The organism is Candidatus Protochlamydia phocaeensis, assembly GCF_001545115.1.
GTDB lineage: Bacteria > Chlamydiota > Chlamydiia > Chlamydiales > Parachlamydiaceae > Protochlamydia_A > Protochlamydia_A phocaeensis.
Window position 1 is genome coordinate 347,925 of the sequence record NZ_FCNU01000032.1, and the last position, 26,230, is coordinate 374,154.

At 41.1% G+C, this 26,230-nt stretch carries 23 protein-coding genes; 10 read left to right on the forward strand and 13 right to left on the reverse strand.

The features are described 5' to 3' along the window. Positions 1-25: 25 nt before the first annotated feature. Together BN3769_RS14065 and BN3769_RS14070 are read right to left on the reverse strand one after the other, a co-directional pair. The gene (locus BN3769_RS14065; protein WP_068471461.1) at positions 26-889 is read right to left on the reverse strand and encodes a LysR family transcriptional regulator; all 864 of its coding nucleotides are present in this window, start codon (positions 887-889) and stop codon (positions 26-28) included. 318 nt (positions 890-1,207) lie between these two features. Continuing rightward, entirely contained in the window at positions 1,208-1,525 is a 318-nt protein-coding gene (locus BN3769_RS14070) for a DMT family transporter (protein WP_068471462.1), read from the reverse strand. A gap of 318 nt (positions 1,526-1,843) precedes the next feature. On the opposite strand from BN3769_RS14070, the gene BN3769_RS14075 reads away from it, so the two are divergent. After that, entirely contained in the window at positions 1,844-4,027 is a 2,184-nt protein-coding gene (locus tag BN3769_RS14075; protein WP_068471463.1) for a hypothetical protein, read from the forward strand. A gap of 80 nt (positions 4,028-4,107) precedes the next feature. Here BN3769_RS14075 and BN3769_RS14080 read toward each other — a convergent pair whose 3' ends face one another. Further along, a complete protein-coding gene (locus BN3769_RS14080) occupies positions 4,108-5,007 on the reverse strand; it encodes a PhzF family phenazine biosynthesis protein (RefSeq protein ID WP_068471464.1) in 900 nt (299 codons plus the stop codon). A gap of 190 nt (positions 5,008-5,197) precedes the next feature. Here BN3769_RS14080 and BN3769_RS14085 point away from each other — a divergent pair, with 190 nt between their 5' ends. Further along, positions 5,198-6,103 (forward strand): DMT family transporter, encoded by a 906-nt coding sequence (locus BN3769_RS14085; protein WP_079989578.1) that lies wholly within the window; start codon positions 5,198-5,200, stop codon positions 6,101-6,103. Here the strand turns inward: BN3769_RS14085 and BN3769_RS14090 are convergent. Both BN3769_RS14090 and BN3769_RS14095 read right to left on the reverse strand, forming a co-directional pair. Continuing rightward, complete coding sequence (locus BN3769_RS14090) at positions 6,090-7,259, reverse strand: hypothetical protein (RefSeq protein WP_154017942.1); 1,170 nt, start codon at positions 7,257-7,259, stop codon at positions 6,090-6,092. The genes BN3769_RS14085 and BN3769_RS14090 overlap by 14 nt on opposite strands. Positions 7,260-7,274: 15 nt before the next feature. After that, on the reverse strand, positions 7,275-8,717 hold the full coding sequence (locus BN3769_RS14095; RefSeq protein ID WP_068471467.1) for a flavin monoamine oxidase family protein: 1,443 nt from the start codon (positions 8,715-8,717) through the stop codon (positions 7,275-7,277). 323 nt (positions 8,718-9,040) lie between these two features. Between BN3769_RS14095 and BN3769_RS14100 the strand changes: the two genes are divergently transcribed. Then, the gene (locus BN3769_RS14100; protein ID WP_068471468.1) at positions 9,041-9,262 is read left to right on the forward strand and encodes a hypothetical protein; all 222 of its coding nucleotides are present in this window, start codon (positions 9,041-9,043) and stop codon (positions 9,260-9,262) included. Here the strand turns inward: BN3769_RS14100 and zwf are convergent. Continuing rightward, a complete protein-coding gene (zwf, locus tag BN3769_RS14105) occupies positions 9,251-10,879 on the reverse strand; it encodes a glucose-6-phosphate dehydrogenase (protein WP_079989579.1) in 1,629 nt (542 codons plus the stop codon). The two genes, BN3769_RS14100 and zwf, sit on opposite strands and share 12 nt — an antisense overlap. Positions 10,880-11,046: 167 nt before the next feature. Here zwf and BN3769_RS14110 point away from each other — a divergent pair, with 167 nt between their 5' ends. Beyond that, positions 11,047-11,916 (forward strand): sulfotransferase domain-containing protein, encoded by an 870-nt coding sequence (locus BN3769_RS14110; RefSeq protein ID WP_068471469.1) that lies wholly within the window; start codon positions 11,047-11,049, stop codon positions 11,914-11,916. A 98-nt stretch (positions 11,917-12,014) separates the two neighbouring features. On the opposite strand, the gene BN3769_RS14115 is transcribed toward BN3769_RS14110, so the two are convergent. Continuing rightward, positions 12,015-13,733, reverse strand: coding sequence for a bifunctional sulfate adenylyltransferase/adenylylsulfate kinase (locus tag BN3769_RS14115; RefSeq protein WP_068471470.1), 1,719 nt, complete (start codon positions 13,731-13,733; stop codon positions 12,015-12,017). 395 nt (positions 13,734-14,128) lie between these two features. Here BN3769_RS14115 and BN3769_RS14120 point away from each other — a divergent pair, with 395 nt between their 5' ends. Then, the gene (locus tag BN3769_RS14120) at positions 14,129-14,644 is read left to right on the forward strand and encodes an SET domain-containing protein-lysine N-methyltransferase (protein ID WP_068471471.1); all 516 of its coding nucleotides are present in this window, start codon (positions 14,129-14,131) and stop codon (positions 14,642-14,644) included. 31 nt (positions 14,645-14,675) lie between these two features. Here BN3769_RS14120 and BN3769_RS14125 read toward each other — a convergent pair whose 3' ends face one another. Further along, positions 14,676-15,575, reverse strand: coding sequence for an alpha/beta fold hydrolase (locus BN3769_RS14125; RefSeq protein WP_068471472.1), 900 nt, complete (start codon positions 15,573-15,575; stop codon positions 14,676-14,678). 403 nt (positions 15,576-15,978) lie between these two features. Here BN3769_RS14125 and BN3769_RS14130 point away from each other — a divergent pair, with 403 nt between their 5' ends. From BN3769_RS14130 to BN3769_RS14140, 3 genes are all read left to right on the forward strand, one after another. Continuing rightward, on the forward strand, positions 15,979-16,635 hold the full coding sequence (locus BN3769_RS14130; protein WP_068471473.1) for a carbonic anhydrase: 657 nt from the start codon (positions 15,979-15,981) through the stop codon (positions 16,633-16,635). Between the two features lie 295 nt (positions 16,636-16,930). Then, on the forward strand, positions 16,931-18,019 hold the full coding sequence (locus BN3769_RS14135; RefSeq protein ID WP_068471474.1) for a patatin-like phospholipase family protein: 1,089 nt from the start codon (positions 16,931-16,933) through the stop codon (positions 18,017-18,019). A gap of 340 nt (positions 18,020-18,359) precedes the next feature. Beyond that, complete coding sequence (locus BN3769_RS14140; protein WP_068471475.1) at positions 18,360-19,427, forward strand: ribose-phosphate diphosphokinase; 1,068 nt, start codon at positions 18,360-18,362, stop codon at positions 19,425-19,427. A gap of 63 nt (positions 19,428-19,490) precedes the next feature. Here the strand turns inward: BN3769_RS14140 and BN3769_RS14145 are convergent, their stop codons facing one another. Beyond that, positions 19,491-20,288 (reverse strand): hypothetical protein, encoded by a 798-nt coding sequence (locus BN3769_RS14145; protein ID WP_068471476.1) that lies wholly within the window; start codon positions 20,286-20,288, stop codon positions 19,491-19,493. Between the two features lie 255 nt (positions 20,289-20,543). Here BN3769_RS14145 and BN3769_RS14150 point away from each other — a divergent pair, with 255 nt between their 5' ends. After that, positions 20,544-21,602 carry an NAD(P)-dependent alcohol dehydrogenase gene (locus BN3769_RS14150; RefSeq protein WP_068471477.1) on the forward strand — a complete coding sequence of 353 codons (1,059 nt, stop codon included), beginning with the start codon at positions 20,544-20,546 and terminating at the stop codon, positions 21,600-21,602. Between the two features lie 408 nt (positions 21,603-22,010). Here BN3769_RS14150 and BN3769_RS14155 read toward each other — a convergent pair whose 3' ends face one another. Beyond that, on the reverse strand, positions 22,011-22,472 hold the full coding sequence (locus BN3769_RS14155; RefSeq protein WP_068471478.1) for a hypothetical protein: 462 nt from the start codon (positions 22,470-22,472) through the stop codon (positions 22,011-22,013). A 562-nt stretch (positions 22,473-23,034) separates the two neighbouring features. Between BN3769_RS14155 and BN3769_RS14160 the strand changes: the two genes are divergently transcribed. Continuing rightward, positions 23,035-23,322 (forward strand): MafI2 family immunity protein, encoded by a 288-nt coding sequence (locus BN3769_RS14160; RefSeq protein ID WP_068471479.1) that lies wholly within the window; start codon positions 23,035-23,037, stop codon positions 23,320-23,322. Positions 23,323-23,539: 217 nt separating this feature from the next. Here the strand turns inward: BN3769_RS14160 and BN3769_RS14165 are convergent, their stop codons facing one another. From BN3769_RS14165 to BN3769_RS14175, 3 genes are all read right to left on the reverse strand, one after another. Beyond that, positions 23,540-24,454 (reverse strand): hypothetical protein, encoded by a 915-nt coding sequence (locus tag BN3769_RS14165; protein WP_068471480.1) that lies wholly within the window; start codon positions 24,452-24,454, stop codon positions 23,540-23,542. A gap of 643 nt (positions 24,455-25,097) precedes the next feature. Further along, positions 25,098-25,544: a hypothetical protein gene (locus tag BN3769_RS14170; RefSeq protein ID WP_068471481.1), complete on the reverse strand. Its 447-nt coding sequence runs from the start codon at positions 25,542-25,544 to the stop codon at positions 25,098-25,100. Then, positions 25,519-26,112: a nucleotidyltransferase domain-containing protein gene (locus tag BN3769_RS14175; protein ID WP_068471482.1), complete on the reverse strand. Its 594-nt coding sequence runs from the start codon at positions 26,110-26,112 to the stop codon at positions 25,519-25,521. The genes BN3769_RS14170 and BN3769_RS14175 overlap by 26 nt, the downstream gene beginning before the upstream one ends. Positions 26,113-26,230 lie beyond the last annotated feature (118 nt).

The following is a 26,230-nucleotide window of genomic DNA, read 5'->3' on the forward strand; positions in this document are numbered from 1 at the left end:
AAGGATTCTTTCCGAATAAGGATTCCTAAAGCGGCATGCCTTTTAGAAGCTCAATAAAGCTTTCTATAGGGGGATGCCTTGTTTTCGTCCGCGGGCTGATGACAGACATTTTATAATCCATTAAGGAGAAGGGAACCTGATATTCTTGAAGCCCTTTTCTTCCCCTAACCAAATAATCGGGAAGACAGCCAATTCCAACCCCTGCCTCTGTCAAGCTCCTAATGACTTCCCAACTTGAAAGCTCCGTGAAAATAGGCATGTCTTGCCCATAAAACTTTTGATAAGCCAACTTAATGTGATCCGTCTCTCGGCTCTTTTCATATAAAACAAACTGAAGTTGCTCGTTTTCTGTTTGCGAAAGAAGGGAAGATAGATAAAACCGATACATGCCCTGATCAATTTCTTGACAATCAAAAGCTGAAAAATCCTCTTGATTCAAAGCAATCCCAAAATCGACAGCCCCTTTTCTTATCCACTCTTTGATATCATTTGCCTCGCCGAGCTTAAACTTTATTTTCAAACGAGGCCAAAGCTTTCGGGCTTGAATGAGCCGATCGGGCAAAAAAGTGGAGGCAATACTCGGCTGGCAGGCAAAGTGGACTTGGCCTTGATAGACATCCTCAGTAAAAAGCGTTTGCTCAAGTTCGCGGATATGACGCAAAATTTCTTCGCCTTTTTCAAAAAGGATTTGGCCCTCTTCCGTCAATTTGAAGCGATGAGGATGATGGATAACCAATTCTTTACCGATCGCTCTTTCTAATTTAACAATTCCTTGGCTGATAGCGGACTGGCTTACAAAATTTTCTTTTGAAGAGGCCGAAAGGCTTCCCAACTTGACGGCATCGCAAAAATACTTAAGGTAAATTAAATTGAGAGGAAGCTTGAGCATGATTTCATCTAAAAAGTAAAAAGATTAATTTACTTATTCCTTAGAGGGTTTCTTAAGCCACTAATGACTGAGATGCGGGCTCTTTTCCAGTGGAAAAGAGCCCGCATCTCAGTCATTAGCAATCAGAGAATTGTTTCTTAAACTTAATAGAAGAGAAAGTTTTTTAGAAGAGCGAACATGACCAAGTATAGTTATACCAATGAAAATCACGCCAGATCATTTTTTAGATGACTGCTTGGATTTTTTAGCCTCTTTTCCTATGCAGCTAAAAAAACCAATGGCTGCGAAAAAGGCGTACGCCGACAAGTAAAAAATTTCTCATGCAGCATTCCACTTTAAACCCAATACACCCATCACAATGAGACCTATACAGACCAAACGCCATATATCGCTCGATTCCTGAAAGAAAAAAATGCCAGCCAAAGCGACTCCTAATGAACCAATTCCTGTCCAAACCGCATAAGCCGTCCCCATGGGAATAGTTTCTAAAGCTTGGGACAATAAGAAAAAACTCGCTGCCATCAGAGACAGTGTCAAAAGACTGGGGATAAGCTTTGAAAACCCCTCTGTATATCTCAATCCTATTGCCCATCCCACTTCCAGCAATCCTGCTAAAATCAACCAAATCCAAGCCATTTTACCTGTCCTTATTTTTTTGTTATTTCAAAAAAAAGTATCAAAAACACGCTTTTTTTAAGACTCGTTTCTTTATCTAATCCCTCTCCTAGTAACAAGCCTTTCTTTCAGAGACTATCGTCAGACTGTTAAGTGTCTGGATGCCCTCTTTTCCCTAAAAACCTCAGTCTCTCGCAATAAAAATTTATTTTCGGATTATTTTAATTAACAATAATAAATTAAAGTTAATTATTAATTTTACTAATCAATAAATAATTAGATAATAAAATTAATTAACTAACTGTTATAATTTAATTAGAGTTTATTATTGGTGTTTATATGCCTTTGCCTATATCTGACTCTACTCTTTCTCCTTCCCATCCCGTTATTTCTTCCGATGCCCCTGCTTTGGAGCAACCTCATAAGCAGGTGGAAATTAAAAACGGCCAACTAATCCTTCCCAATGGAGGATCTTATCAGGTCAGCAAACTGGTAATCGGGGGCAAACAAGTTGATTTAACAAAGGGATTGAGCGAATCGCAATTAAAAGCCATACAGACTTTCACCAATCAGCTTTTTAAGCAACTCAATGAATTGAATTTAAAAAGCAGAGACCTTCAAACGCTTACTTTTAAAGCTAAGCAAGAAAATATGGCAGAGGTCACAGCAAAATATAGTCAAGAATCCAAAACGCAAGCTGTTAATGTCAAACCATTTCAAAGTCAACTGGAAACAATAAAGCAGCAATTCGGATCGGCAGTCCAAAAAACAGAAAGAGAGGAATCATTATCCACAGAAGGCCCTCCCCCTTCTTCTCTACTCCACGAACCGACGCCCGATAAAGCAAACCGAATTGGTGTGCCTGTTATAAAAGCGGAGAGAACGGAGGAGGAAGAAGGCGAAGAGGACATTTCCTTGCCTTATGAAATCGTGGTTACAGGTCTGCCAGAGAACCCCTCCTTGCCCCATTCTCATTTAATAGGCGAAAAAGATCCAACTCAATCTAGTCAAATTTCGCATGCTTATGAAATAGATGGAAAAGTCATTGCCGAGCAAACCATTACACGCACAAATACGATTGACCAAGATATTCTTTTTTGTCAAAAAATGATCAAACATCTAACAGCTAAGCTAGAAGAGAGCAATCCTCCTTTAACAGAGCCTGAGCGCCAAAAGGTGCAAAATGATTTAGATTATTACGAGCAGGCTATGCAAAGGGCACAAAATTATCGCACGCAGGGAAAAGATTGGATTGGATCTAATGGTTTCCGAGATCTGATCGCCCATTCTCTCAGTTTTAATGATGCGGCGCGCGCTTATATTTCAGCGCCGGTCAATATGCGCTATCAAGAGTTGGATATTGAAGGAGAAAGGAAAGTCGGCTTCTATCGAATCGGGATCATGTCCGATATGCGGAACGGATGGGTCAGTTTAACCGATTTAAAAGCCATGAAAGACCAGCCGGAAAAAGTACAGGCCAAAATCAAAGAAATTCAGGAATATATCCTTCATCCCAAAGGCAAATCCACTCCCTTATCCGGAAATAAGCTGGAGTCGGCGCTTCATGCCCTTTATGAATTACAGACAATAGCCAATCATCCGGCTTATTTGGATAAAGTGATCGAAGAAAGAAGGCGTGCCATTGAACAGCAAATGATCCAGCTGATTGAAGGCCAAATCAGCCAAAATCCCGATAAAGCCTTAGAGGCCCTTAATGCGGGGCGGACATTTGATTTAGTCCATGTTTCTTTGCTCAACCAAAACAAGGTCGACTTAGATAAAACAGGCTGGATGCATAATGAACGCGTCGAAATGGAAGATATGAAGGAAATATTCGATGATTTCAAAGGGAAAAAATTAGTTTTTGACGGAAAAGGACCCTTTATTGATGGGGACACCATTCACTTATCCCATCAATTTGAAGGGCAGGGAATGGGAACCAAAGAAGTCGCCTTGAATACGTTTTTCTTTAATATATCCGTTCAGGGAAATGTACAAAATAAAGGGGCTCAATTAAGCATCAATACAGAACAACTTAACCATTTGCTGGAAGCGCATCCCCATATTTTAGATCAGTATCCTGAGATTAAAGAAGCCATCTTGAAAGGAAAGGAAACCGGTTATGATTTAGCCGAAGACTTTCTTTTTGCCCTTTTACAGGATAAATCCCTTTGCGCCTCGCTTGGCTGCCTAAGTGCAAAGGACCGCACGGGCTTTATCAGCGAGCGTTTAATGTTAAGGATGATGCAGCCACACTTGCCTAATCCTAAAGGCCGCAACCCCTTTGAAAAAGATATCTTTAAACCCGATAGCCCTGCCGTAAAAGTCGTCTCCGAAAACACCCCTCATTATCAAATTCTTAAAGTAAACCCTACATCCAAATTAAGGGGCTATAATATTTGGAATAAATTGGGAATTGCAACCGATTTGTTCTTTGCCGAAGTAACCCAAAAAGGGTCTCAAAAGAAAATTAAAGCCAAGCCGCTTACTCAAACGCTTCCTCTTGTTAAGAAGGCATTTTGAAAGGGGTAATGGTTTAAATCCAAATCTTTTCCCAAAAGCTAAGCCTGTATAAGTTTCATCTTTTGATCACTTCTTCATTCTTATTCCAAAATCAATTTTGTTGCGAAAACATGCTTGGCACGAGCGTGCAAGCGGACATTTAAAACCGGTTGCCGCTGGATTTCCATGTCTACAAAACCGGGACGATTCATAAAGTGCCCCTGTTCAGAAACTAAACGAACAGCGTCTGGAGCGATCATCTGATTGGCTAACAAATAAGCGGCCAATCCACCCTGCATAGACCCGGTAAAGGGATCTTCGGGCACTCCGACCAAGGGAGCAAATCCTCTGGCATGGACATGGTGTCTAGAATCGAAGGCATGAGGCGTCAAAGCGCAAAAAACAACAATCCCATCCCGCTTGGCAAATTCAATAGCCTTGGGAACATGAATGGTCATCTGTCCTAGTGTTTCTAAAGAGACCGCGCTAAAATAAAGATACTGATTCGTACGCTCCAGCATCAACGGTTTGGTCCAGTCAACGCATTCTCCAGGAATATCCAAAGCCTTTACAACTTCCTCCAATGAATAAGGAGCCGGTACCAAATCAATTTTAGGCGCATTAAAGGTATAGACAGGCTGCTCCAGATCGCTTAAATCCACTTCCATTGGTAATAGGCCGGCGTTGGTCTCTACGCGAAAGGCATACCTTTTTTTCTCCGTCATTCCCAACCTCTTCTCTTTTGCTAAGGCGCATAATGCCCCAATTGTCGCATGCCCGCAAAATTTAATTTCATTGCCGGGAGGAGTAAAAAAACGCAGCTTAAAATCCGCCTGCCGGCTAGGCAAAACAAAACCCGTTTCAGACAAATTCATTTCCTTTGCGATTTTTTTCATTTCCTCATCGCTTAATCTTTCGGCATTTAATACCGTTGCCGTTGGATTTCCTCCAAACAATTCGGCCGTAAAGGAATCGATATGGTGTAAGGAAAATTCTCTCATATACAACCTCTTTCATTGCTTATTAACCTGAGTTGCCTTCTTAAGGTTAAAAGGTTAGCTATTTTTATATTTTTTGTCAAATTTATACAAAATGTAAATATATATATAGCCAAAAGCTATTCAAATTAAGGTAGGCTTATTTCGCCCTTCTCTTTAAAATTGATGCCATTAAAGATGGAATAGGGGTTATATGTGGCGAGTGTTTCTTATGTATGCTCTTTTTGGCAGCATTTTTAGCGTCGGCAAGATAGGAGTGGCAGCCTCCCAGCCTTATTTTCTCACGGGAATGCGCATGTTCTTGGCCGGGGGGCTACTAATGGGCTATTACAGCTGGCGGCACGGCAAGAGGGTATTTTTTTCCAAGCAGGACTGGGTGCTGCTTGCTTTGGTCGCCTTCTTCAATGTTTTTATTACCAATGCCTTTGAATTTTGGGGGCTGCAATACATGAGTGCAGGCAAGACCTGTCTCATTTATAGTTTGTCGCCTTTTGCTGCCGCTTTCATTGCCTATTTTTTTGGGACGGAAAAGGTGTCCTTTAAAAAATGCTTAGGACTGGGAATTGGCATCCTCTCTTTTTGCCCTTTGATGCTGATCCCTTGGCTAGATGGCGGTCAAGACGTGCCATCCATGGAACTTTGGGCTGAAGGGGCCTTGACCATTTCTGCGATTACGGCAGTGATTGGATGGACCTTTGTCAAAAAGCTTACAGTAGAAAGAAAGATGCCTCATTCGATTGTTAATGGAGTGAGCTTTTTACTAGCCGGGGGCATGTGCTTGGCGACTTCACTTGCTATCGAGACATGGGATCCCCTGCCCGTTTTTGCTTGGACAGATTTTGCCATCAGTCTTTTTTACATTGTTGTCATTCACAATCTGATTTGCTATAGCATCTATGCGTCTGCTCTGCAGCGTTTTTCTGTGACCTTTATGGCCTTTGCCGGCTTAAGCAATCCCATATTCGCCGCTTTCTTTGGCTGGCTTTTTCTTGCAGAAAGCATCACAGCTGCATTTTGGCTGGCTTTTGCAGGCGTATTAGTTGGACTGTTCCTTTTTTATCAAGAAGAACAGCGGGCTATAGCCATCAATCAAGTTTAGCCGTTTCTAGTTCTCGAGGAGAATGCCATTGCCATAGGCCTGACGCATCCATTTTTTGAATGCATTTTAAATCAGGGAACGGCTTCCCTATGCCTTCTTGCAGGATTTGTAAGATTTGTAAAGTTCCCTCTACATGTTGGCTATCCTTTCCCATTTTATCGCGAACCATGACGCATTGAGGCAAGGGATGGCTTTGCCAAACCTGCTCGAGTCCCACGTGGAAAGCTAAATGGGCATGCTGATGCATGGGAAAGTCCACTAGCGTATCGCCAATTGTAACGATCAATGCTTCGGGAAAGCGGCGCAATTTATCCTCAATGTGCTTTTTAATAGTTAATCCCTTATTCGTCCTGCAAATCAAAAGAAAGTTGAATCCCCTATCGCCGCGCTTGGCCAATCCTGTTGAAATTTGCTTTTGTTCCACATGCAGTTCAGGCAGGAAAGAGGGCTGTTCACATGCCTGCCGAAACCAGGAAGAGGCCAAAGCGGCATGCCAAGGAGGATTAGACGTGTGGGTTTCAATTAAGGCCCCATTGCTAATCAGCCTAAAATCCGGATCCAGCCTTTGACGGATGGTCTCGGCAATTTGGCAAAATTCTTCGGGTGTTGCTGCTATACTTTGCCGTTTATTTTTCAGCTCTAATTCTTTGATTTCTGCTTGCAAAGAAACAGCAAGGGAAGACTGTTCATCCGTTCCATCCTGCAACACTTGTTTCAAGAAAGCCTGAAGGAGAAGCCTTCCAACTGCAAACGTTTGTTCAAGCGAATAGGTCTCTAATATTTCCCCCCCTCCCTTCTCTGTCATGCGTTGCCCGCCTAAAAGGCCATAAACAGCTGCTCGATTTTCTTTTAATTCTTGATCCAAAAAAGAACCAAAAACTTGACTAAGGGGAGTATTGCCGCGCCTCCACGGCTCTAAAGAGGGATCATTGAAAACAGGCGTACCGGAAATAAAAGCTGAGTCTATGGTTTGAGTTTGTAGAAGCGCTTTAATGGCAGAAAGAACTCTTGGATCGCCGACCGCTTCCGTACTGTCGCGTACAACCCCATCTACGTCTAAAATAAGAATGATCCGCTCAATGGGCCTTCCATCCCGAAAAGCCAGGGGGATAAATCCATTTTCCAATCGCAAGGCAGGAGGGAAAGTCTGCATCATAAAATGAATAAATAATTAAGGGTTTTTTAAAGGTTGGGAAATCAATTGAGCGATTAATCGGGCTGTGCGCTCGCCGGATTCAACAGCCGCCTCCATTGTTCCACCCACCTCAAATAGAATGGAAGTATGCTCTCCCGCAAAGAAGAGGGAATTGTCAATCGGAGCAAATAGCTTCCTTACTTTTTCTCCAGCCACTTCAACCAAAGAGCTCATGGCTTCTTCTTGCCCTGCCCCAATGCAAGAGTAAGATCCTTTTGCAAAGGGATCGTTCGGCCAGCTGTATCCGATTAAGCCCTTATAGCTGGCAAACGGCTGATCGGAGGCGAGGATGGGAGGAACCTCTATCTCAACTTCATAAGCACATTCAATAAAGGCAAAGTCTTGCTTCATTCTGGCTTTAAGCGACTCTTCTGTAAAATGCCCATATCCGCCAATGTAATAGAGGTTAAGTACATGTTCATTCCTGTTCATAAACGTGACAATGCGTCCATTCGTGTAGGCGCCTTTTTCTATATGCGAAGGCGAAACAGGCAGAATGACTTTGGCATTTGTTCCATATTCTACTCCCTCAATCGCCAATCGCCTGGAGGAAGGAATGACTTCTTCACCGATGCGCAAGGAGTCATAAACGGAGCATGGAAGGGCAAGGACCAAAAGATCTGCTTCAACCATATTTCCATTGGCAAAAGCCAGCCGATAAGCGCCAGACGCTGTTTTAGAAATAGTTTGAATAGAATGATTTAAATGAAGGCAGCTAGAAAGCTTATCGGCTAATTTTTCCGCAATTAAGCTATTCCCCCCTTCAACAACTAGTTGTTCAATAATGGGATTGGTTTCTTCCTTGCTTTGATGCGCAGCTGAAATTCCCCCCGTTAAAATGTGATAAAGCGTTTCAATATAGAGAGGGGACAGTTTTTCGGCAGGCGCTCCTTCATAGCCTGCCAACATAGTCCGGCAAATCTTATAAAGGGCATCTTCTTCTTTGAATAACGCCTGAAGGACCTCCTGCATGTTCTTGGCAGTTTGGCCGATGGATTGCAGCGCTGAGCCAAGCTCTTGGCGATCGAAGTGTCGGGCTTCCAGGATTTCTTTCATGTCCAAAATCTTTCCCTCTTCGACATAGCGAAGATGAGAAAGCAATTGTCTTCTCTCCGTTTTTAACCCCAGTTCTTCAATTAAGGCCAAGAGATGTTTGGCCTCCCCGCCATCGAGGATATTTTGGCCTCCCAGTTCTGCCAAATGTCCATCCACCTCAACAGTCAAAACACGCCCACCTACACGAGAGCGGGCCTCATAGAGGCCTACATGAAAGCCTTTTTCTTGGAGTCGGTAAGCAGCCGTTAATCCGGCCAAGCCAGCTCCGATGACGGCGACTTTGGGCTTTGATTCCGAATGAGCAAATAAAGAAGATGCTGTTAAGAGAGCCATAGTGAACAAGCACAATGAATTAAAAATCATAAAGTCAATCCGATTGAATGACAGAAAGCTTATTCATACTTGAATCGTCCTTTTCACGGCCATTCAAATCAAGCACCATAAGCGATCGCGCGGTTTATCGTCCATGCTCCTTTTCAATGACCGATTCTTAACCTGCGTTAGTAAGAAGCCATATTGAAATGCGGTGAATATGCATGCCTTTTCTAGCAGCTAAGAATAATAGACAGAAATTCTACACTAAATTGTCCTTGCTCTTGTATAGTCTATATAGGCTATTCAAGCCTATAAATTAGAGAAAGGCAATTGATCCATTGAATCGAGTTAAATATCTACTGTTTTTACTCATGGCAAAAAAAATATTCCGCTTTCTTCCTTTTCGCTCTTCCCGTTTATCCGCTCTTTTAATCGGGTTTGTCTTGGGAATCGCCAGTCAACGCATTCCCGAAGTCAAATCCTATACGGATCAAATTATGACTCAAATTGAAGATCATTTGGATTGGCATTATCTTCCCCTGCTTCTAAAAGGCAAAAAAAGCCGCTATATTAGCAAGGCGTCAATTTTCTAATAATTGCCACTCATGCCCCTGTTGATTGAGTAGACGATCAACAATAGGAGGTCCCCAAGAGCCTGCTTCATATTGAGGAATTTCGGAATCTGTAGAAGACTTCCAATAATCCAAAATAGGTGTAAGCAAGCGCCAGGCAGCCAGATGTTCCTCTGCTTGCGTATATAAGCTGTTATCCCCGTTTATACAATCATAGATCAGCTTTTCATAAGCTTCTGGAGAACGGGCTTTAAAATAAGCATCCGGGCAATAGCCAAATAAAATCGCTCTGACTTGCTTAACAAGAGTAGGGACTTTGGAAAGCGTGCGAAGGAAAATACCGGGGTTCGGCTGGATGCGAATGAAAAGCGCGTTAGAGGCTTGTTCCTTAAGACTAGCTTTCTTTTTAAAAATAATGGCGATTTCAGTTGTCTGTTTGGCAAGTCGTTTTCCACCGCGAATATAAAACGGGACTCCTTGCCAACGAGGATTGTCAATAAAGAGTTTGGCTGCCATAAAGGTTTCGGCAGTCGAAGTCTCAGATACGTCCGCTTCCTGTTTGTAGCCAGGAACGTTTTCTCCTCGAATTATTCCTGGGCCATATTGGCCACGAATGACGCTATGTTCCATTTCTTCTAATGTAAAGGGGCGGATAGCATTCAGCAGCTTAATTTTCTCTGCATGAATGTGATCGGAGCAAAGAAAGCGAGGGGGTTCCATCGCCACAATGGCGATAAGCTGCATTAAATGGTTTTGAAAAATATCGCGCAGCGCTCCTGTTTCTTCCCAAAAATGTGCCCGCGAGCCAATCCCGATCTCCTCGCTCAGTGTAATTTGAACATGGTCGATGTACTCAGCATTCCACATAGGTTCCAAAAGCCCGCTTTCAAACCTTAAAGTAAACAGGTTCTGTACCCCTTCTTTACCCAGATAGTGGTCGATTAAATAAACTTGGCTTTCATCTAGATAGCGCAACAGGTTTTGCTGCAGTTGGAAAGCCGATTCCAGATCGGTTCCAAAAGGCTTTTCAAAAATGATACGGGACCATTTTTCTTGGCCGTCGGGCTCATATAAAAGCCCATGCTCCTGTATTTTCTTAATAATGGTTGTAAAGTAGCGAGGAGAAGTGGCCAAATAGTAAAGGCGATTTCCAGGCACGCCTCTTTCCTTGTCGATTTGCTGCAGCAATTTTTGCAGGTTTGCATAGCCTTCATCTTGCTCCAAGTCTGCTTGATGATAAAATAAGCGCTCTTGGAAATCCTGCCAGAATAACTCTTCTTTAGGTTTTGCTCTAGAGAATTGATCGACCGCTTCTCCCATTAGCTTGCGAAAACTTTGATTGGTGTGTTCCTTCCTGGCAAAGCCGATAATGGCGGTCTGTTCGGAAAGATTGCCTTCATAAGCTAGATTGTAAAGGGCTGGCAATAGCTTGCGTGCAGTTAAATCTCCTGTGGCCCCAAAAATGACTATTGTGCAAGGAATTGGCTGCTGGCTTAAGCGGGCATAAACTTCATCTTCAATGGCTTGATTAGTTAAAAATTGAGCGGATGCCTGATTGAAAAAAAGACTGTTTCCCCCTACTAAAAATAATAGGAGAGATAATAACCTTCGTATAATTCCCGCACGACCACATACCATGAATATTTTCCTTTCTTAGCTTTCGATTATTCTTAAGTCTAATCAATTGAAGAGTTTCTTTGGTTTTTTATTTTTTTTACTATAAAAAGAAAATTTACTGCCGAAAGAGGAAAAAAAAGATAGACGAAAGAATTTAATCTTCATAATCATATAACTTTAAGGAAATCATGAATGTTTTAGGCATGAATAAAATTCTCAGCTGGATTTTAGCAGCTAACCTTTTATCCTTCCCTTTAGTTGCAGACGAGGGAGAAAATCTCAATAATGGATGTCTAGAGGAATGCCCGATTAGAGATTTTTATCTGATCACGCTTCCAAAATCGGGATCCCACCTTCTCATCAAAGCATTGGTCATGCTGACCGACCGCTATCCTTATGGCCTGCACCACTTAAGTCCCTTGCTTCCGGCCGTCAGCGATGAGCAATTTGAACAGGTCCTTCAGCTTTGCAAAGATGACAATCACTTTGCTTTCAACCATACAGGCGCTTTTGGAAATTTATTTGCGCATTTTTCGCAATCACATCCCGATTATTTAAAAATTTTGATGATCCGCGACCTGAGAGATGCTTTAGTTTCCTATGTCTATCACATTAGCCCCTCCTTGGAAGAGCAGTTTGGCTCATCTTTAAGTTTTGATGAGAAATTAGCGTTGGTATTAGATTTAGCCGGCTATGAAGTCGGAAAAGCATTTGAACGCGATGTGGTTGTTGCTATTGATTGGATGAGGGATCCCGATGTCTTAGTCAATCGCTTTGAAGACCTGGTCGGATCGATAGGCGGAGGCTCTTCGGAAAAACAGCAGGAGACGCTTTTTTCTCTATCTAAAGCCTTAGGAATAGCTCTACAAGACGACAAGCTTAGGGATATACAAGAACATCTCTTTGGAAATGATACGGGCCCAAAAGTTTCGGGGACTTTCCGCTCGGGGCAAATCGGCTCCTGGAAGTCGCACTTCCAGCCTCATCATATTGATCTTTTTAAGCAGTATTGGGGGCTGTACCAAATTCAAATGGGCTATCCTTTAGATTTTGAATAAATCCCCCTGCTTGCTTTATTTAAAACATTATTTTTCCTTCGTGATAGACAGAGCTTGTGCAAGCACAAACTCTGTCTGATCTTGCTATTTGAAAGGATTTAAGGAATCAAGCCTTCTTGGCGCAAATAATCTAGGATAAGCTCTACAGCATCTGATATGCTATAGCTAGCAGTATCGATGATCAATTCCGGATTTTGAGGTTCTTCATATGGGTCGCTAATTCCCGTGAACGCCGCCAGTTTACCTTCTCTAGCAAGTGCGTATAGTCCCTTGGTGTCCCTTCTTTCGCACTCTTCTAAAGGAGTCGAAAGATAAATTTCGATATAATTTCCCAAGCCGTTAATGAGCGATCTATTGTATTGGCGATCTGCTTCGTAAGGGGCAATTAAAGCACAGATGGCCGCCCCCCTATTCTTGGTAATTTCACTGGCTACAAAGCCCACACGACGGACATTGAGAGAGCGGTGATCTTTAGAAAATCCCAGCTCGCTGGATAAATGTTGGCGAATAATATCGCCGTCCAATACAGTCACAGCTCTTTGCTGAATTTCCATTAGCTTTATTCCCAAGGCATTGGCCAAGGTCGATTTTCCAGATCCGGAAAGGCCGGTAAAGAAAAGAGTAAAGCCTTGCTGTGCACGCGGTGGATAAACTTTTTTCAACTCTGCAACAATTTCTGAAAAGGTGAACCATTCGGGAATATCTTTTCCTTGCTGCAAAAGCTTTCTAAGCTGGGTTCCCGAAATAGATAAAATAGTTTTACCCGGCTCAATTTCATTTATAGGCTGATAGCTTTGGTCTTCTTCGACAAAAACCATTTCTTTAAAGGGAACGACTTCAATGCCAATCTCTTTTGAATAAGCCTTTACAAGCTCCTGGGCAGCATAAGGATCATAGAAATCTTTTCCTTGGCTGTCTTTGCCGGGTCCGGAGTGATCGCGTCCTACAATAAAATGCGTACATCCATAATTTTTTCGGATGATCGCATGCCATAGAGCTTCTCGAGGCCCGCCCATTCTCATCGCAATGGGCAATAGACTGAGCGTCGCCCCTCCTTCAGGATAGTAATTCATCAGCTTTTGATAGCATTTTACACGGGTAAAATAATCGACATCTCCCGGCTTTGTCATTCCAACGGCGGGATGGATGAGCAGATGGGCGCCGGCTGTTTGAGCAGCGCGTAAGGTCATTTCAAAATGAGCGCGATGCATAGGATTTCTAGTTTGGAAAGCGACAATTTGCCGGATTCCCTTTTCTTTAAAATAGGCTTTTAATTCTTGAGGAGTCCTGCGAAGGGCTGTAAAATCATAATGCCTCGGCATTTGGACTTTTTCAATTTTCCCTCCCACATAATAGTCTCCCGTTTGCTGAAAGAGATAGGCGACCCCTGGATGCTCTATATTTGTTGTTCCATACACTTTTTCTGCTTCGGTCTGCTTATTGGGCTTCCAAACATCAGACACGGTTAAAAAGGCCAGAACAAACCCTTCCTTATCTTTTAAAGCAATTTTTTGATTTTCCTCAATCATGGCCAATTTATTCTCGGGAATATCTAAAACAATGGGAATAGGCCAAAGCGATCCATCAGGAAGCCGCATGTCATGGACAACGCGATCATAGGTTTGACTATCCATAAATCCTTCTAGCGGAGCAAAACCGCCATTGAGCAAAAGCTCTAAATCGCAGAGTTGGCGCTGCGTAAGAGTGAGAGAAGGGGGATTGGCAAAAGATTGGCCAGGAAAAGCAATAATTAAACATAACAGCAACAACCAGCGAAAAGCTGCCGGTCGGTTTTTCTTCATTTGATGCTCAGTCATGATGATTCTCGATTTGAATTTATTTGATCATTAAAGCTTGTTTTCAAATTACTAATAGCCTAAATTTAAGTTCTTTCTAGTCGGATTGCAATGCGGATAGACAGGGCGATATTAAATCGATATAGCCCGTCCATCCGCATTGCAACCTGGCTGAGAAATAATCTTGAATATAGGCATTATGAATTTGAAGACAAGCTCTTAGCCTTATCTTAATACCTATCTTTGTTATTTGATTGAATCTTTATTTAACTTATCAGCTAAAAATTAAACAGACACTTATCTACCTGATATTTAGAAACTTCATCAGCAATTATTAAGCTCGAAAGACCTTGCAGATGGAGGATAGAGGTCTAAAGCAAAGAAACCGAACAAATTCGCTAAATTAGGAAGAAATAATGAGTATAGCTTCGTATTGCTCGCCTAAAACAGAAAGCCGGGAAAGCGCGATTGAAGGAAAGGGGCGCTTTGCTAAAGAAGCGATTAGCAGAGGGGAAATCATTGCCGTCCGCTCAGGGCATCTGGTAAATGGCAAGCAGCTCGAAGAATATGCAGATGTCATCGACGATGCCGAGCATCAAATTGCCGATGATTTTTATCTCATTCCTACATCCAAGAATGAGTTTGAAGATGTCATGTGTTTTATCAATCATTCCTGCACGCCAAATGTAGGAATTTTGGGAAATATTATTTTAATTGCCATTAGAGAGATAGAAGCAGAAGAAGAACTTTGCTTGGATTATGCGATGGTCTTTAACAATGAAAAGACTTTTTCCTGTAAGTGTGGAGAAGAAAATTGCCGCAAGACCATTACAGGAAAAGACTGGATGAATAAAGATTTGCAAAACAAGTATGGAGACTATTTTTCAAGCTATTTGCTGCAAAAGATTAAGCAGCAAAAGGCCCATTCTTGATCCGGCTGACCAAATTTTACAAATCAATGGTTTAAACGCGGTCTTCGACCAATTGCTGATTGGTTCTTACATTATCTCTCAGCCAAGGCCCCAGAAAATTTAGAAGGGCATCATTGACCGGATCCGGGCATTCCTCATGGGGGAGATGACCGCATTGAGGAATACTTATGCCTTGAACTTGGCTTGCCATCGTTTTCCAAATACCCAGAACATCGAACATTTGGCCGACCAAATCAAAATTTTCTCCCCATAAGGCCAATATGGGACATTGAATGAGAACATTCTCATCTTGTTTATCTTGCGCCACATCTTCTTCAGCCGCACGGTAATCGCTAAAGGCTCCCCTCAAGGCTCCGGGCTGAGAATAGGCATTGACATAAACGGCAATTTCCTCATCTGTAAACGTTTCGGGATTATAACACCAAGTCGTATAGAAATGACGCAACCAAATCTCTTCCCTTCCCTGGATTAAGGCTTCCGGAAGATCGGGAAGACGGTTAAAAATAAAAAACCAATGCCCTTTGGCAATTTTAGCATCCATCGATTCGAAAATAATGCGGGTGGGAACATTGTCCAGGACAGCAAGCCGATCAACGACATCAGGGAAATCTTTTGCAAATCTAGTCGCTACGCGTGCGCCCCGGTCATGGCCGATAAGAGCGATTTTTTGAATTCCCAAGGCCTGAAGCAGTTCATAAATATCTCTCGCCATTGTGCGCTTGTCATAGCCTGAAGCCGGCTTTTCGCTATACCCATATCCACGCAAATCAGGAACAATGACGCGAAATTTCTGAGCGAGGACGGGGATCTGCTTGCGCCAAGCAAACCACATCTCCGGAAATCCGTGCAAGAGCACAACAGGCGGTCCCTCTCCTACCTCAACATAATGCAGTTTAATTCCATTTACTTTACGCGTGTGATGACTAAGCATTCCCTCTTTCCTCCCTTTTTCTAGATCTTGCTACGCATAATAGCCTATAGATCTATCCATATCGCCCTTCGACTTGCGAGACAATGGTTATTTTAATTTTGAAGGAAGAATTTTTAATAACTTTAAGAGCTTGTCTTTTTTGCAGATCTATTTATAAATTTATTTTTATTTAATTCATTTTTTTGATTCAAATTAAATAAAAATGAATATTTGAAGACATAGAAGTCGCTGTGCTATACTTTCTTAATTAAATTATTTGAGCGGATGATCTATTGAGGCTATCGCATTGCCAATTATCTAGGAGAAAGAATTTTAATCTAGGCAATTAGCAATGTGACAATCTCTGATGAGGTGGCTCTACTTAACTTAGCTAAGTCAGTCCGTCAATGAAAAGGAGTATTAAATGAAAAAACTTATTCATGGCATTGTCGATTTTAGAAAGAATCTCACGGAAGAAAGCAGAGCCCTTTTTGCCAAGCTTGCCTTAGGACAAAAACCGGATGCGCTCTTCATTGCCTGCTCGGATAGCCGCGTTGTCCCCAATCTTTTTGCTTCTACTAACCCTGGAGATGTATTTGTTCTGCGAAACGTGGGGAATCTGATGCCCCCTTTTTCCGCTTCTCCTGGAGATGCAAGCGCTTCGGCCGCCCTTGAATTTTCCATTTTCTCTCTCAATGTATCTGACATTATTGTTTGCGGCCACTCGGAATGCGGGGCCATGCAAATGCTTGCCCAAGGCACCTATGATTCTTCCTGTCCCCACCTTCAAGCGTGGCTCCAATATGGAACGGAATCCCTAAATAAAGTCAGACAGGGATTTACAATTGATCCTTCTTTATCCGAGCACAATCAAATTTCTCAAATCAATGTTCTTCAACAAATCGATCATATTAAAAGTTATCCCTTTGTTCAGGAACGCATAGAAAAAAATAAACTTCACATTCATGGCTGGTGGTTTGATATTGCCCATGCGGACGTCTACTGTTATGAGCAAAGCCTCAATCAATTCGTTTTAATCGATGAAAACGAAGCCAAGCTTATCTTGGAAAGACTAGGATAATTGAATTTATCAATGAGTTGCTTTAAGTCTTTTCCAAGAAATGCTTTTACAGCCTATCTAATTCTAAATTAGGAAAAAGACTTGAAACGGAGTAGGTATCTGCTCAATCTGAAGGAGGGGTGGCTGGCTATTTCCCCTCCCCTATTCTTCCACGGCGCATAAGAAGCGGGCCTTCCTCTTTTCAAATAAGGAATAGACCTCTTATTTCTCATCCCTTTTTTATTCTTGTTAAACATTTTCTTATTTTTAGCGTATAGAAAATAGATGAAGCCCTATCAATCCATAAGGAGGTCGTATGCTGCCCTTAAATTTTGATGCAGTCGGCTCTAATCCCGGGGAGAAAGAGCCAGAAGAATATTTTTTAAGTGCCAAACACATTCCTTCCAATCAAAAATTTACGGTGGCCAGCTGGGATGGCGGAGGAGTAAGAGGCATAATACCTATCACAATCATCCAAGACATCTGTAAGAGGAGCGGCCTAGATCCCTACGAATTTATTGATATGGGCATTGGCACATCCACAGGCGGGCTTTTATGCGCCGCTTACCTAGGCCAAAAAAATGATCAACCTTTATTTAAAGCCTCCACGCTTTCAGATTTTTGGAAGGACAAGATTGGAGAAGTTTTTCGCAATCATACCTGGCTTGCGCGTCTTTTTCCTCTTTCCGATGGAATATTTTGGGTAAAATATTCTGCAGATGGATTAGAGAAAGTCATCGGAGAAATCGCAGATAATACAATGGACATTAAAGCCAATATGTCTGCGCCCACCATTTTTACCTCTTATGATGCCACGGTAGGAAAGCCTTTTTATTTTAGATCAACAGATGTGGAGAACAGTTTAGATAAAACAATCTATAAAGTGAAAAGCGTTTTAAGATGCACAACAGCAGCTCCTGGCTATTTGCCAGCCGCTAAGATAACCATCGATCAGGAAGACCATGCCTTTTTAGATGGCGGCCTTGCCAACAACAATCCGAGCTTGATAGGATATATAGAAGCGCAAAACTTGGCGGGCTCAAGACCCATTCAAGTGCTATCTTTTGGAACGGGAGAAGTGGATTATACTGTTTCTTACAATCGAATCGCTCGCGCAGGATTTCTTGGCGTTGCCCCTGTTGTTTTCAATGCCTTCTTTGCTGCCATGGAAAACCATCCTACACAAGAGTTAAGCAAAACATTAAAGGACAATTTTCACCGTTTCCAAGTATATGGCCTTCCTTCGGAACATTCCGGGCTGGATGATGTGTCTTCCGTTCCTTATTTGGAAGAAGTAGCGCGAGAGTGGATCGAAAAGAACAATGATCTGCTAGAAACCGTCGCGTCTTCTTTAAAGCCCAAACTAGATCCAAGTGACCCTTATGCCAAAACCATTGAATTTTAATGATCGCTTCAAATCGCCTGAAGAGAATACCTATTCTTGGGTATAGGTTTCCTTTCCTTCAGGCATCCTAAAAGCCACTTAATTTATAGCTTAAATTTTAAAGCCTCTCCTTTACTTTCTCTGCTCTCTACTAATCCAAAAGATTGGTAGAAATGAAAAGGGTATACCGTGCAAAAATTTTATTCTCTCTAAAAAATCCTTTAAGGATAAAACAACTAGACATTGACAAAATATTAATTAAAGAGCAAATTCATTAGCCAAATTTTTACTAAATCAATAATTTTTATTATTAAACAACCATTTTTGTTGAAATTTGTAAACATATAGAAAGGGAGTAATAATGAATATCGGTAGAACTAATAGTTTACTTGATTCCTATGTCCTGTTGGGATTTGAAGGAGATGGAGTAGCGACGAAAACAGCAAAGCTTCTTAATCGAAAGCTCATTTCGATTAAAAGCCGGCCTTTTAATGATACGTCATCCCATATCAAGATTGATATCGAAGAAAGACTAGGGCTTGAACATAAAAAAGTCTGTCTGATCGCCGGAAACTGCCAAAAGGAAGGCAAAACCATCAATGACACGACAATGGAAATTTGTTTTGCCATTAATGCCGCTAAGCAAGCGGGAGCTGCAAAAATTTATCTTTATCTTCCTTACTTAGGATATGCCCGCCAAGATAAAGTATCTCTGCCGGGAGAATCCCTGTCCGCCTCTCTTGTTTTGCAATTCTTTAGTATGGCTGGCGCGAACAAGATTACCGTGCTAGATATTCATAATGAGGCAATTTTTGGATCTCTTATGGGGACATCCGCTGTCGGAGTTAATCATTTTGCGATGCAAGAGTTTGCAAACAAATTTAAGGAGAAACAAGAAAGCGGAGTTCGCCTTGAAAACTTAGTCGTTGTCGCACCGGACCAAGGCGCAGTAGAGCGAGGAAAGCTTTTCTTGGGAGCCATGAAAACAGCTGGATTCGCCAATGTAGCGTTTGCTTCTTTTGATAAGAGCCGAGACTATTCTCAAAAAGGGCACGTCCAAGCCATGCATTTAAAAGAAGTAGAGCTTCCGACAGGCGAGATGCTTCAGTATGAAAATGCCCAGGATGCTCTCAAAGGAAAGACAGCGATTATTATTGATGATATCGTCGATACGGGCGGCACGCTATTAAAAGCCGTTTCTGAAAACATTGTAAAACGGTATGGAGCCGAAGGAGCTTATGCCGTCATTACACACGGCGTGCTCAGCGGAAATGCGTTGGAAAAGATAGCGGAGACAGAAGAACTCAAAGGCATGCTTATTACCGATTCGATTCCTTTGAGAAGAAGCGATGTGCCCTCCAAACTTGAAGTCATCAGCTGCGCTCCTGTATTTGCAGAAGCGATTCAGCAATCAATCGAAAGCGATTAGCACATATAAGATCTATCGGAAAAGGATTATCTCCTTTTCCGATGGAAAGAGTTCAAAATGCAGCTAAGGAACAAGCTGCAAAGCTTCTTCTGAAGAAATAAATTCTCGATGAAGGGGATCAAAAGGATTTCCCGGCCTATAGCCATTTCTTGCCAAACGATGCGGAGGAATATTATACAATTTAGCAACATCATTCATATTTTTAAATTTGATTCCCGTTTCCTCCAAAACGTCATCACGAATGAAAAATAAATTGACCGCGTTGGCATCTTGATAAACAAGCGAATAGCCAAGCACTCTTCCCAATCGATAAAGCGCAAGCATGCTCGCTCCATAATAATCTGAGATATCCCAAAATCCATCGGGATCATATTTGACGACTTTATCTTCGTCATAATTATGCGAACAATTAAACTCGATGACCACCACTCGTGGATGATAGCGGGAGCTAAGCGCCTTCCAAACATAAAAGTCGTTATAATCAATGTCGATAGAGATGAGATCAAATTCCGTGGGAACAGTGTATTTAGCAAAAATCTCGCAAATATTCTCAGCCGTAATAAATTCTCGATGCAAATTGAGCAGAGGATTGGGCTCGCAATCTGCATCTAACAGCAAGCCTCTCCATCCATCCATTTCGCGCAAGTACTTGGTATTTGAAATTAAGTTTCCATCGCCGGCTCCAAAATCCACATAGTATTTGCAGACGGGAGGAATCAAGCGAAAGATTTGTTCTAACACGCCATCTTCACCGTTTTGAGCATATACTCTTTTTTCATAAAGGCTCAGATCAACTTCTTGGGCAAATAAAGGAACGACTAAAAGGCTAAAAAGGCAAAATAAGCGCATTAAACTTTGCATGGTTTCCTCACCTTAAAATAAGTTTATTATCCATTCTAATTTCAAAATAAAAATTCAAATTATTTAGAGACTATTGTCGAATTGCTAATTGTCTAGATTATTTTCCGAATAAAGAGATCAATAGGAAAAGAATGTGAAGATAGATTCATTAAGAATTCGACGACAGTCTCTTAATAGGCATCCTATATTTGCATATTTAAAAATTAAAGAAAATTTTATATTGATTTTACCCCTTAAAATTAGCAGGATAAACCTATGTATAAAGTAAAAGCCTACTCTGCTGCCAGTGCGACATCGCCGCTGGGGCCAACAGAGATCAATCGTCGTGATTTAAAGGAACGTGACGTTCAAATCGAAATTCTTTTTTGCGGCATTTGCCACTCGGATCTTCATCAAGCGCGTAACGAGTGGATTCATACTATGCCCACCACGTATCCACTTGTTCCTGGCCATGAAATCGTTGGCCGCGTCACCAAGGTTGGTTCGGCAGTAACCAATTATAAACCCGGCGATCTCGCTGCAGTCGGCTGTATGGTTGATTCGGACAGGAGCTGCCCTCATTGCAAAGCAGGCCTTGAGCACTTCTGCCCAAATATGGTTCTTACCTTTAATGGCCCGGACAAGCATCTGGGAGGAGTCACTTATGGCGGCTATTCGACCAGCATTGTCGTCGATGAGCACTTTGTCTTACATGTTCCCCCCAACTTAGAACTTTCGGGAGTCGCTCCCCTTCTCTGCGCCGGCATTACCACCTACTCGCCTATGCGCCGCTGGAAAGTCGGCAAAGGCCAGAAAGTTGGCGTAGTAGGCCTCGGCGGGCTAGGCCACATGGGCGTCAAGTTTGCTCATGCGCTCGGAGCCCATGTCGTCGTCTTCACTACATCACCCGGAAAAAAGGAAGATGCGCTTCGACTTGGCGCTGATGAAGTCATTATTTCCAAAAACAATGAAGATATGCAAAAGCATGCGAGCAGCTTTGATTTCATCCTCGACACTATTTCCGCTGATCATGACATCAATGCCTATCTCAATCTACTTCACCGTGACGGCACTCTCACCCTTGTTGGAGCGCCTCCAAAGCCCCTCTCCGTGTCAGCATTCAGCCTCATTGTAGGACGCCGCAGTCTTTCCGGTTCCAACATCGGCAGCATCGCCGAGACTCAGGAAATGCTCGACTTTTGCGGCCAACATAATATTACCGCCGACGTCGAAGTCATTCCCATCCAGAAGGTCAACGAGGCCTATGAGCGACTGCTCAAGTCCGACGTGAAGTACCGCTTCTCCATTGACATGTCTTCTCTTAAAAATGCTTAGACAAAAGGCGGGAAAAGAGCCGAGCAAGAAAGGAACGATCTTTGTCTAAACAGATTGAGATCGTTCTAGCTATGAGGCTCTCCGAAGGCATTAAAAATTCAAATTCGAATAGCATGAATAAGAAAAAAAACTTTCATATTAAAAATTTGTGAGTTGCATCTTGATGCAAACGCCTTTTTCTTATCCATTTCACTAACAGGAAAACCATAGAATAAGCATCCCAAAGCTAACGCTTTAAGATGCTTATAGCCATGTTTAAAAGAGAAGCCGAACCTAAGATCTTCGGATGATGAATGCCATCTAATCCAACGGAACAACTTTATTCTTTACCAAGAGTTCGGTAAAAAATCAGTGAATCCAATAAAAAAGAAAAAAAATCTGTATGGCTTATAAAATGCTTTTGGCATTTTATTTTTGGAGAGACGACCCTTTCCATTGTCCTAATAATTGAACGCCTTTCTCCGTTTTTATAAACAAATACATATCCACCAAATTTGGATCTATGTCTTTAGAAGTCAAACTTTTTAATTTTTTATTCAAATCTGTAAAGAGAGTATTTAACAATTCTTTTTTTTGTGGGTCGGAATAATTCTCAAAGGATTGTTTTAAAAGGATAACGAACTCAACACGCGGAAGGTTTTTTCTTAAATTGATATTTACGATATTGGAGTAAGCGATGCCTATCAGGTCTTTTCCCTCATAATTCTGATAAGATTTTATTTCCTTTTCTAAGTTATGTTCAAATTCACTTAATTTGAATTCAGATACCGGAAAAGGGGTTTGCGAATTTTCATCCGGTGCTGCGATCAGACAAGAGGTGAATGATAAGCTAATAGCTGACAATACAAGCCTAATTTTTTTTGAAATCATAAATTTCCTTTAATTGAATATTTTTCCTATTGCCAGCTCTACAAAAATTATTCTTAATCGTTCTCTTAAACACAGTCTCTTCAGGTTTATAAGTCTTTCTTGTATGCCTCTACGCTGACATTAATCTTTGGAGAGCATTTTTAATGCTTTACCTAAAATGATAATATTCTCCAAGGAAATATTTTATTTATTACGCTTTATAAAGCCCAAAATAAGAGAAAGGCATTCCGGCTTTCTCTGTAAAATTATGTTTTCTACTTTGTAAAAAAATTATCTCTCCTTCAATTCTTTTCCCAAGTAAACGCGAATCTTGAATATAGACGGCAATTCAACAAAAAGCGCTTAAGCTCCAAGTTATCTAAGATATTAAAGAAATGTGGGAATCTAATCTTAGGATCACTTGAAATTGTGAAATAAGCAGAAAACTAATAGAGGCTAAGACTTAGCCTATTTGAAATTATAGGCTGACGCGCTAATTGCCGACCTGCTTTGCATAGGCGAGGAAATGATATAGGGCATCCCAGTCTGTTCCAGCTCACCCATAATCTACCTTTGGTGATTTATGACTATAACAATATCTGCAATAAGATGTGCTCTACAAGTGGCTCTTTTAGGAAGTATTACCCCAAATTTAAGAGCTATAAATGTTAATCTGAAAGAGAATGCTATTGTGTTATATTTTTATTATGAAAATCCACCTTCCGAAGAGGAAGAGAAACTTTCAGAAATAGTAGTAACGGAACTTTATGCTGATTTTATAGGTGTTGTTATAGAAATACATAAACTCGTTTTATCTTTATCACACCAAATTCCAGAGTTGGGGATAAGAATTTTTCATCGCAAAGAGTGATTAATGGGTCTGTCAAAAAAACTGTGTAAATAAACCTGAAGTAGATAACATTTTATCTTTTCCCTCAAGGCATGAAGCCTTGGCATATTTGAAGAAAATTCATATTTTTTATTGTATATTAATTCTTCAAGAACAAGTGAAATTGTTTTAAAAGCTGCTAAGAGCAAAAGAGATGTTATTCCAAAAGACTATTCAGAAACGTCTCGATACAATAGATTTACCTATGCCATAGTAAATGGAAACATCTTCTTCCTACAAATCCAGCAAATAAGAAGGGGGCTTGCCAACCAAGCATACAAAATCCTTGCTTCCAAAGAGCCGTCTTGAGAGCCGCTTTGTCAATAGAATATGTATTTTCGGATATTCTACATACCATCCATTGAGCCTGTTCTTGTGAAAACTCGTTGTAGCTACTTTCACCTTCTGGCTGGAAACCAGCATTTTCGTAAAGTCTACGTACAGATACATTTGTATCATTTACGCTAAGAGATAAGATATCAGGTTTAAACTTTTGAAGTGCCGTCTCCCTAATTGTTTCCAAATTTTTAATAAACTGCGCTTTGGGGTAGCTCGCACTTCGCACGCACAGCCAAATATGAAATATCTTCAAATTTTTTACTTCTGAAGTCATTACAGGGGTTTCAACAAGACTCCCTAGAGCAAAGCCCACAATCTTATTTGTTGTTTTATCACGAGCAAGAACGCATAGACTCTCACTTGATTGTAAAATTGCTTTATATGTTCTGCGTCCAAACGTCCAACCAAAGCCTTCATAGCTCAACATATCCATAGCTTCCGCTGCTTCATCCAATTTATTAGGCTCTATAACATTACAAAGCAGTTCAGGAAGCGTTCTTTCTTTGATGAAGTTGATAATCGGAATGAAATCCAAGTGCACAGGTGGAAAATATGTTCGCATAATTTCCATTGTAGGATGCTGTTCCAGAACCTCAACAATTCGATCCTTAAACTCTTTCTCAGCAGTCTGTGCTATTTTTATGAGAGCCATAGGCAATTGATAAATATCTTGTGTCGTTTGAGGACCATTATTGGGAAAAAGATGTGGTTGTTTCTCCAAAAGCCTTTGCTTTAATTCATTACAAAAAGTATCGAAAGGGCTAACTTGTAGCATATCTTACACTCCTATCCATAACATTTGTTAGAAACCCATAGCAGAAAGCAAACTAAAGCACAAGCAACTGCGTCCTTGCCAAAGCAAAGTGCATTAATTTCCAATTTCCAGGTTTTGCGTGTAATGCTAAAATTTGGCAGCATGCTTTTTTACAGACCTTTATCACAGCAAGCTGCCGAAACTAGAACAGACGCATTAAAATTCTCCAAGTAGACATCGCGTGCGAAAGCCTGCTGAGTAAGCAGCTTTTTTCATTTTCCAAATCAATCTCTTACTCGGATCTATTGCTTTAAGCAAAGAAAGGGTTATTTTCATTAAAGAATTAAATTACACGGTTTATTGTTGCAGCGTAATGTGTCTTTTTTGTGCTATTTTATTTGAAGAAAATTTTTAAGAATAAAAAAACGTTTTTAAAACGTTCATTTTAAGAAGATAGAGAGAGTGTCTAAAACAGGAGTCGAACCCGCGACCTTCGCATTACGAATGCCACGCATCTCTAAACTGACAGCAAAGAATAATATTTAACAATCTTATTCTTTGTGAGTTGCAATCCTACCAATGTTGCGGCTTTTTGCCCATTGTAGAATGCTTTAGAGGCTTGCTGTGAGAAAAGTGTGAAAATAGCAAAATGAATCTCAATGTATTAAGATATCAAATTTGGATGATGCTGATTCATCCAGTCAGCCACCTCTTGTTTAAATGAAGAGACTTCTTTTAGAAGTTCCTTTAATTCTGCTTCTGAGATCTCTCCAACACGATCATAATCTGTCACATTTCGTTTTGCTCGGCAGGCGTTGAAATAATCTGCTCGTCCTTTTTGACTTTTACCCATAACCTCAGGAAATGCGATTATTGTCACCCAATGATGGCCAGAAATAGCCTTCACGCGATAGCCAGCCGCAAGAAGTACTATCGTAGCAAGTTGAAGGGCAGCATTATAAGCTGTAGCAAAGCGTCTATCGGTAGATAATTGTTTAATTTTCGCATCTTTTAAGTCACGCTCAACCAACCTGAATAAATTTTCTATTTCCTCTTTACCTGTTGCATGTCGTTGCAGGCGTCCTTCATTGACCCATTTTTGCAAATTCACTTTCTTCTCCAATTAGCCAAATTTTCGGTTTGCTCATGATTTCTCTTATAAAGGTGTTTTTCTCTTTAATTTTTTTCTTAAATTCTTTCAAAGGATATACTGTTGGATTAATCTCTCGTCCTATCTCATGACCAACTACTCCAAGCAGACTCGCAACATCTCGCATGCCTAAATCACCAATGATAAATAAATCAATATCACTGTCAAAAGACTCTTCTCCTCGTGCTAAAGATCCATAGATGAAGCTAAATTGAATTTTATCTTTAACTGAATTTAGAGCTTTTTTTAGCAAGTCACCAAAAAGAACTGTTTTAAATAAAGCCTTCTTAATATCTTCAAAAGCTGGATGCCTTCGATTAGCTTTATAATAAATGCGATTGCCAGATTTGGTTTTAGTGATTAGACCAGTCTCTTCCAAACGTTTTAGGGCTCTTTGGACTTGAACTAAAGCGCATTTAGTCACTTCCACAATGCGTGATTGATAAATTTCCTCTTCAGGATGAGCCAAGAAAAGAGTCAGAACAGCCACAAAAGAAGGACTGGGAAATAATTTAATAAATGAATTCATTTTTACTACATCCTGTTGTGATTTCACAACAATTTGTAGTCGACACTAATTCAATTCCTAATTATTTTCTAGGGTATTCTTCATCTGCAAAGGCCATTTGCTTTACTCACCTTTTACT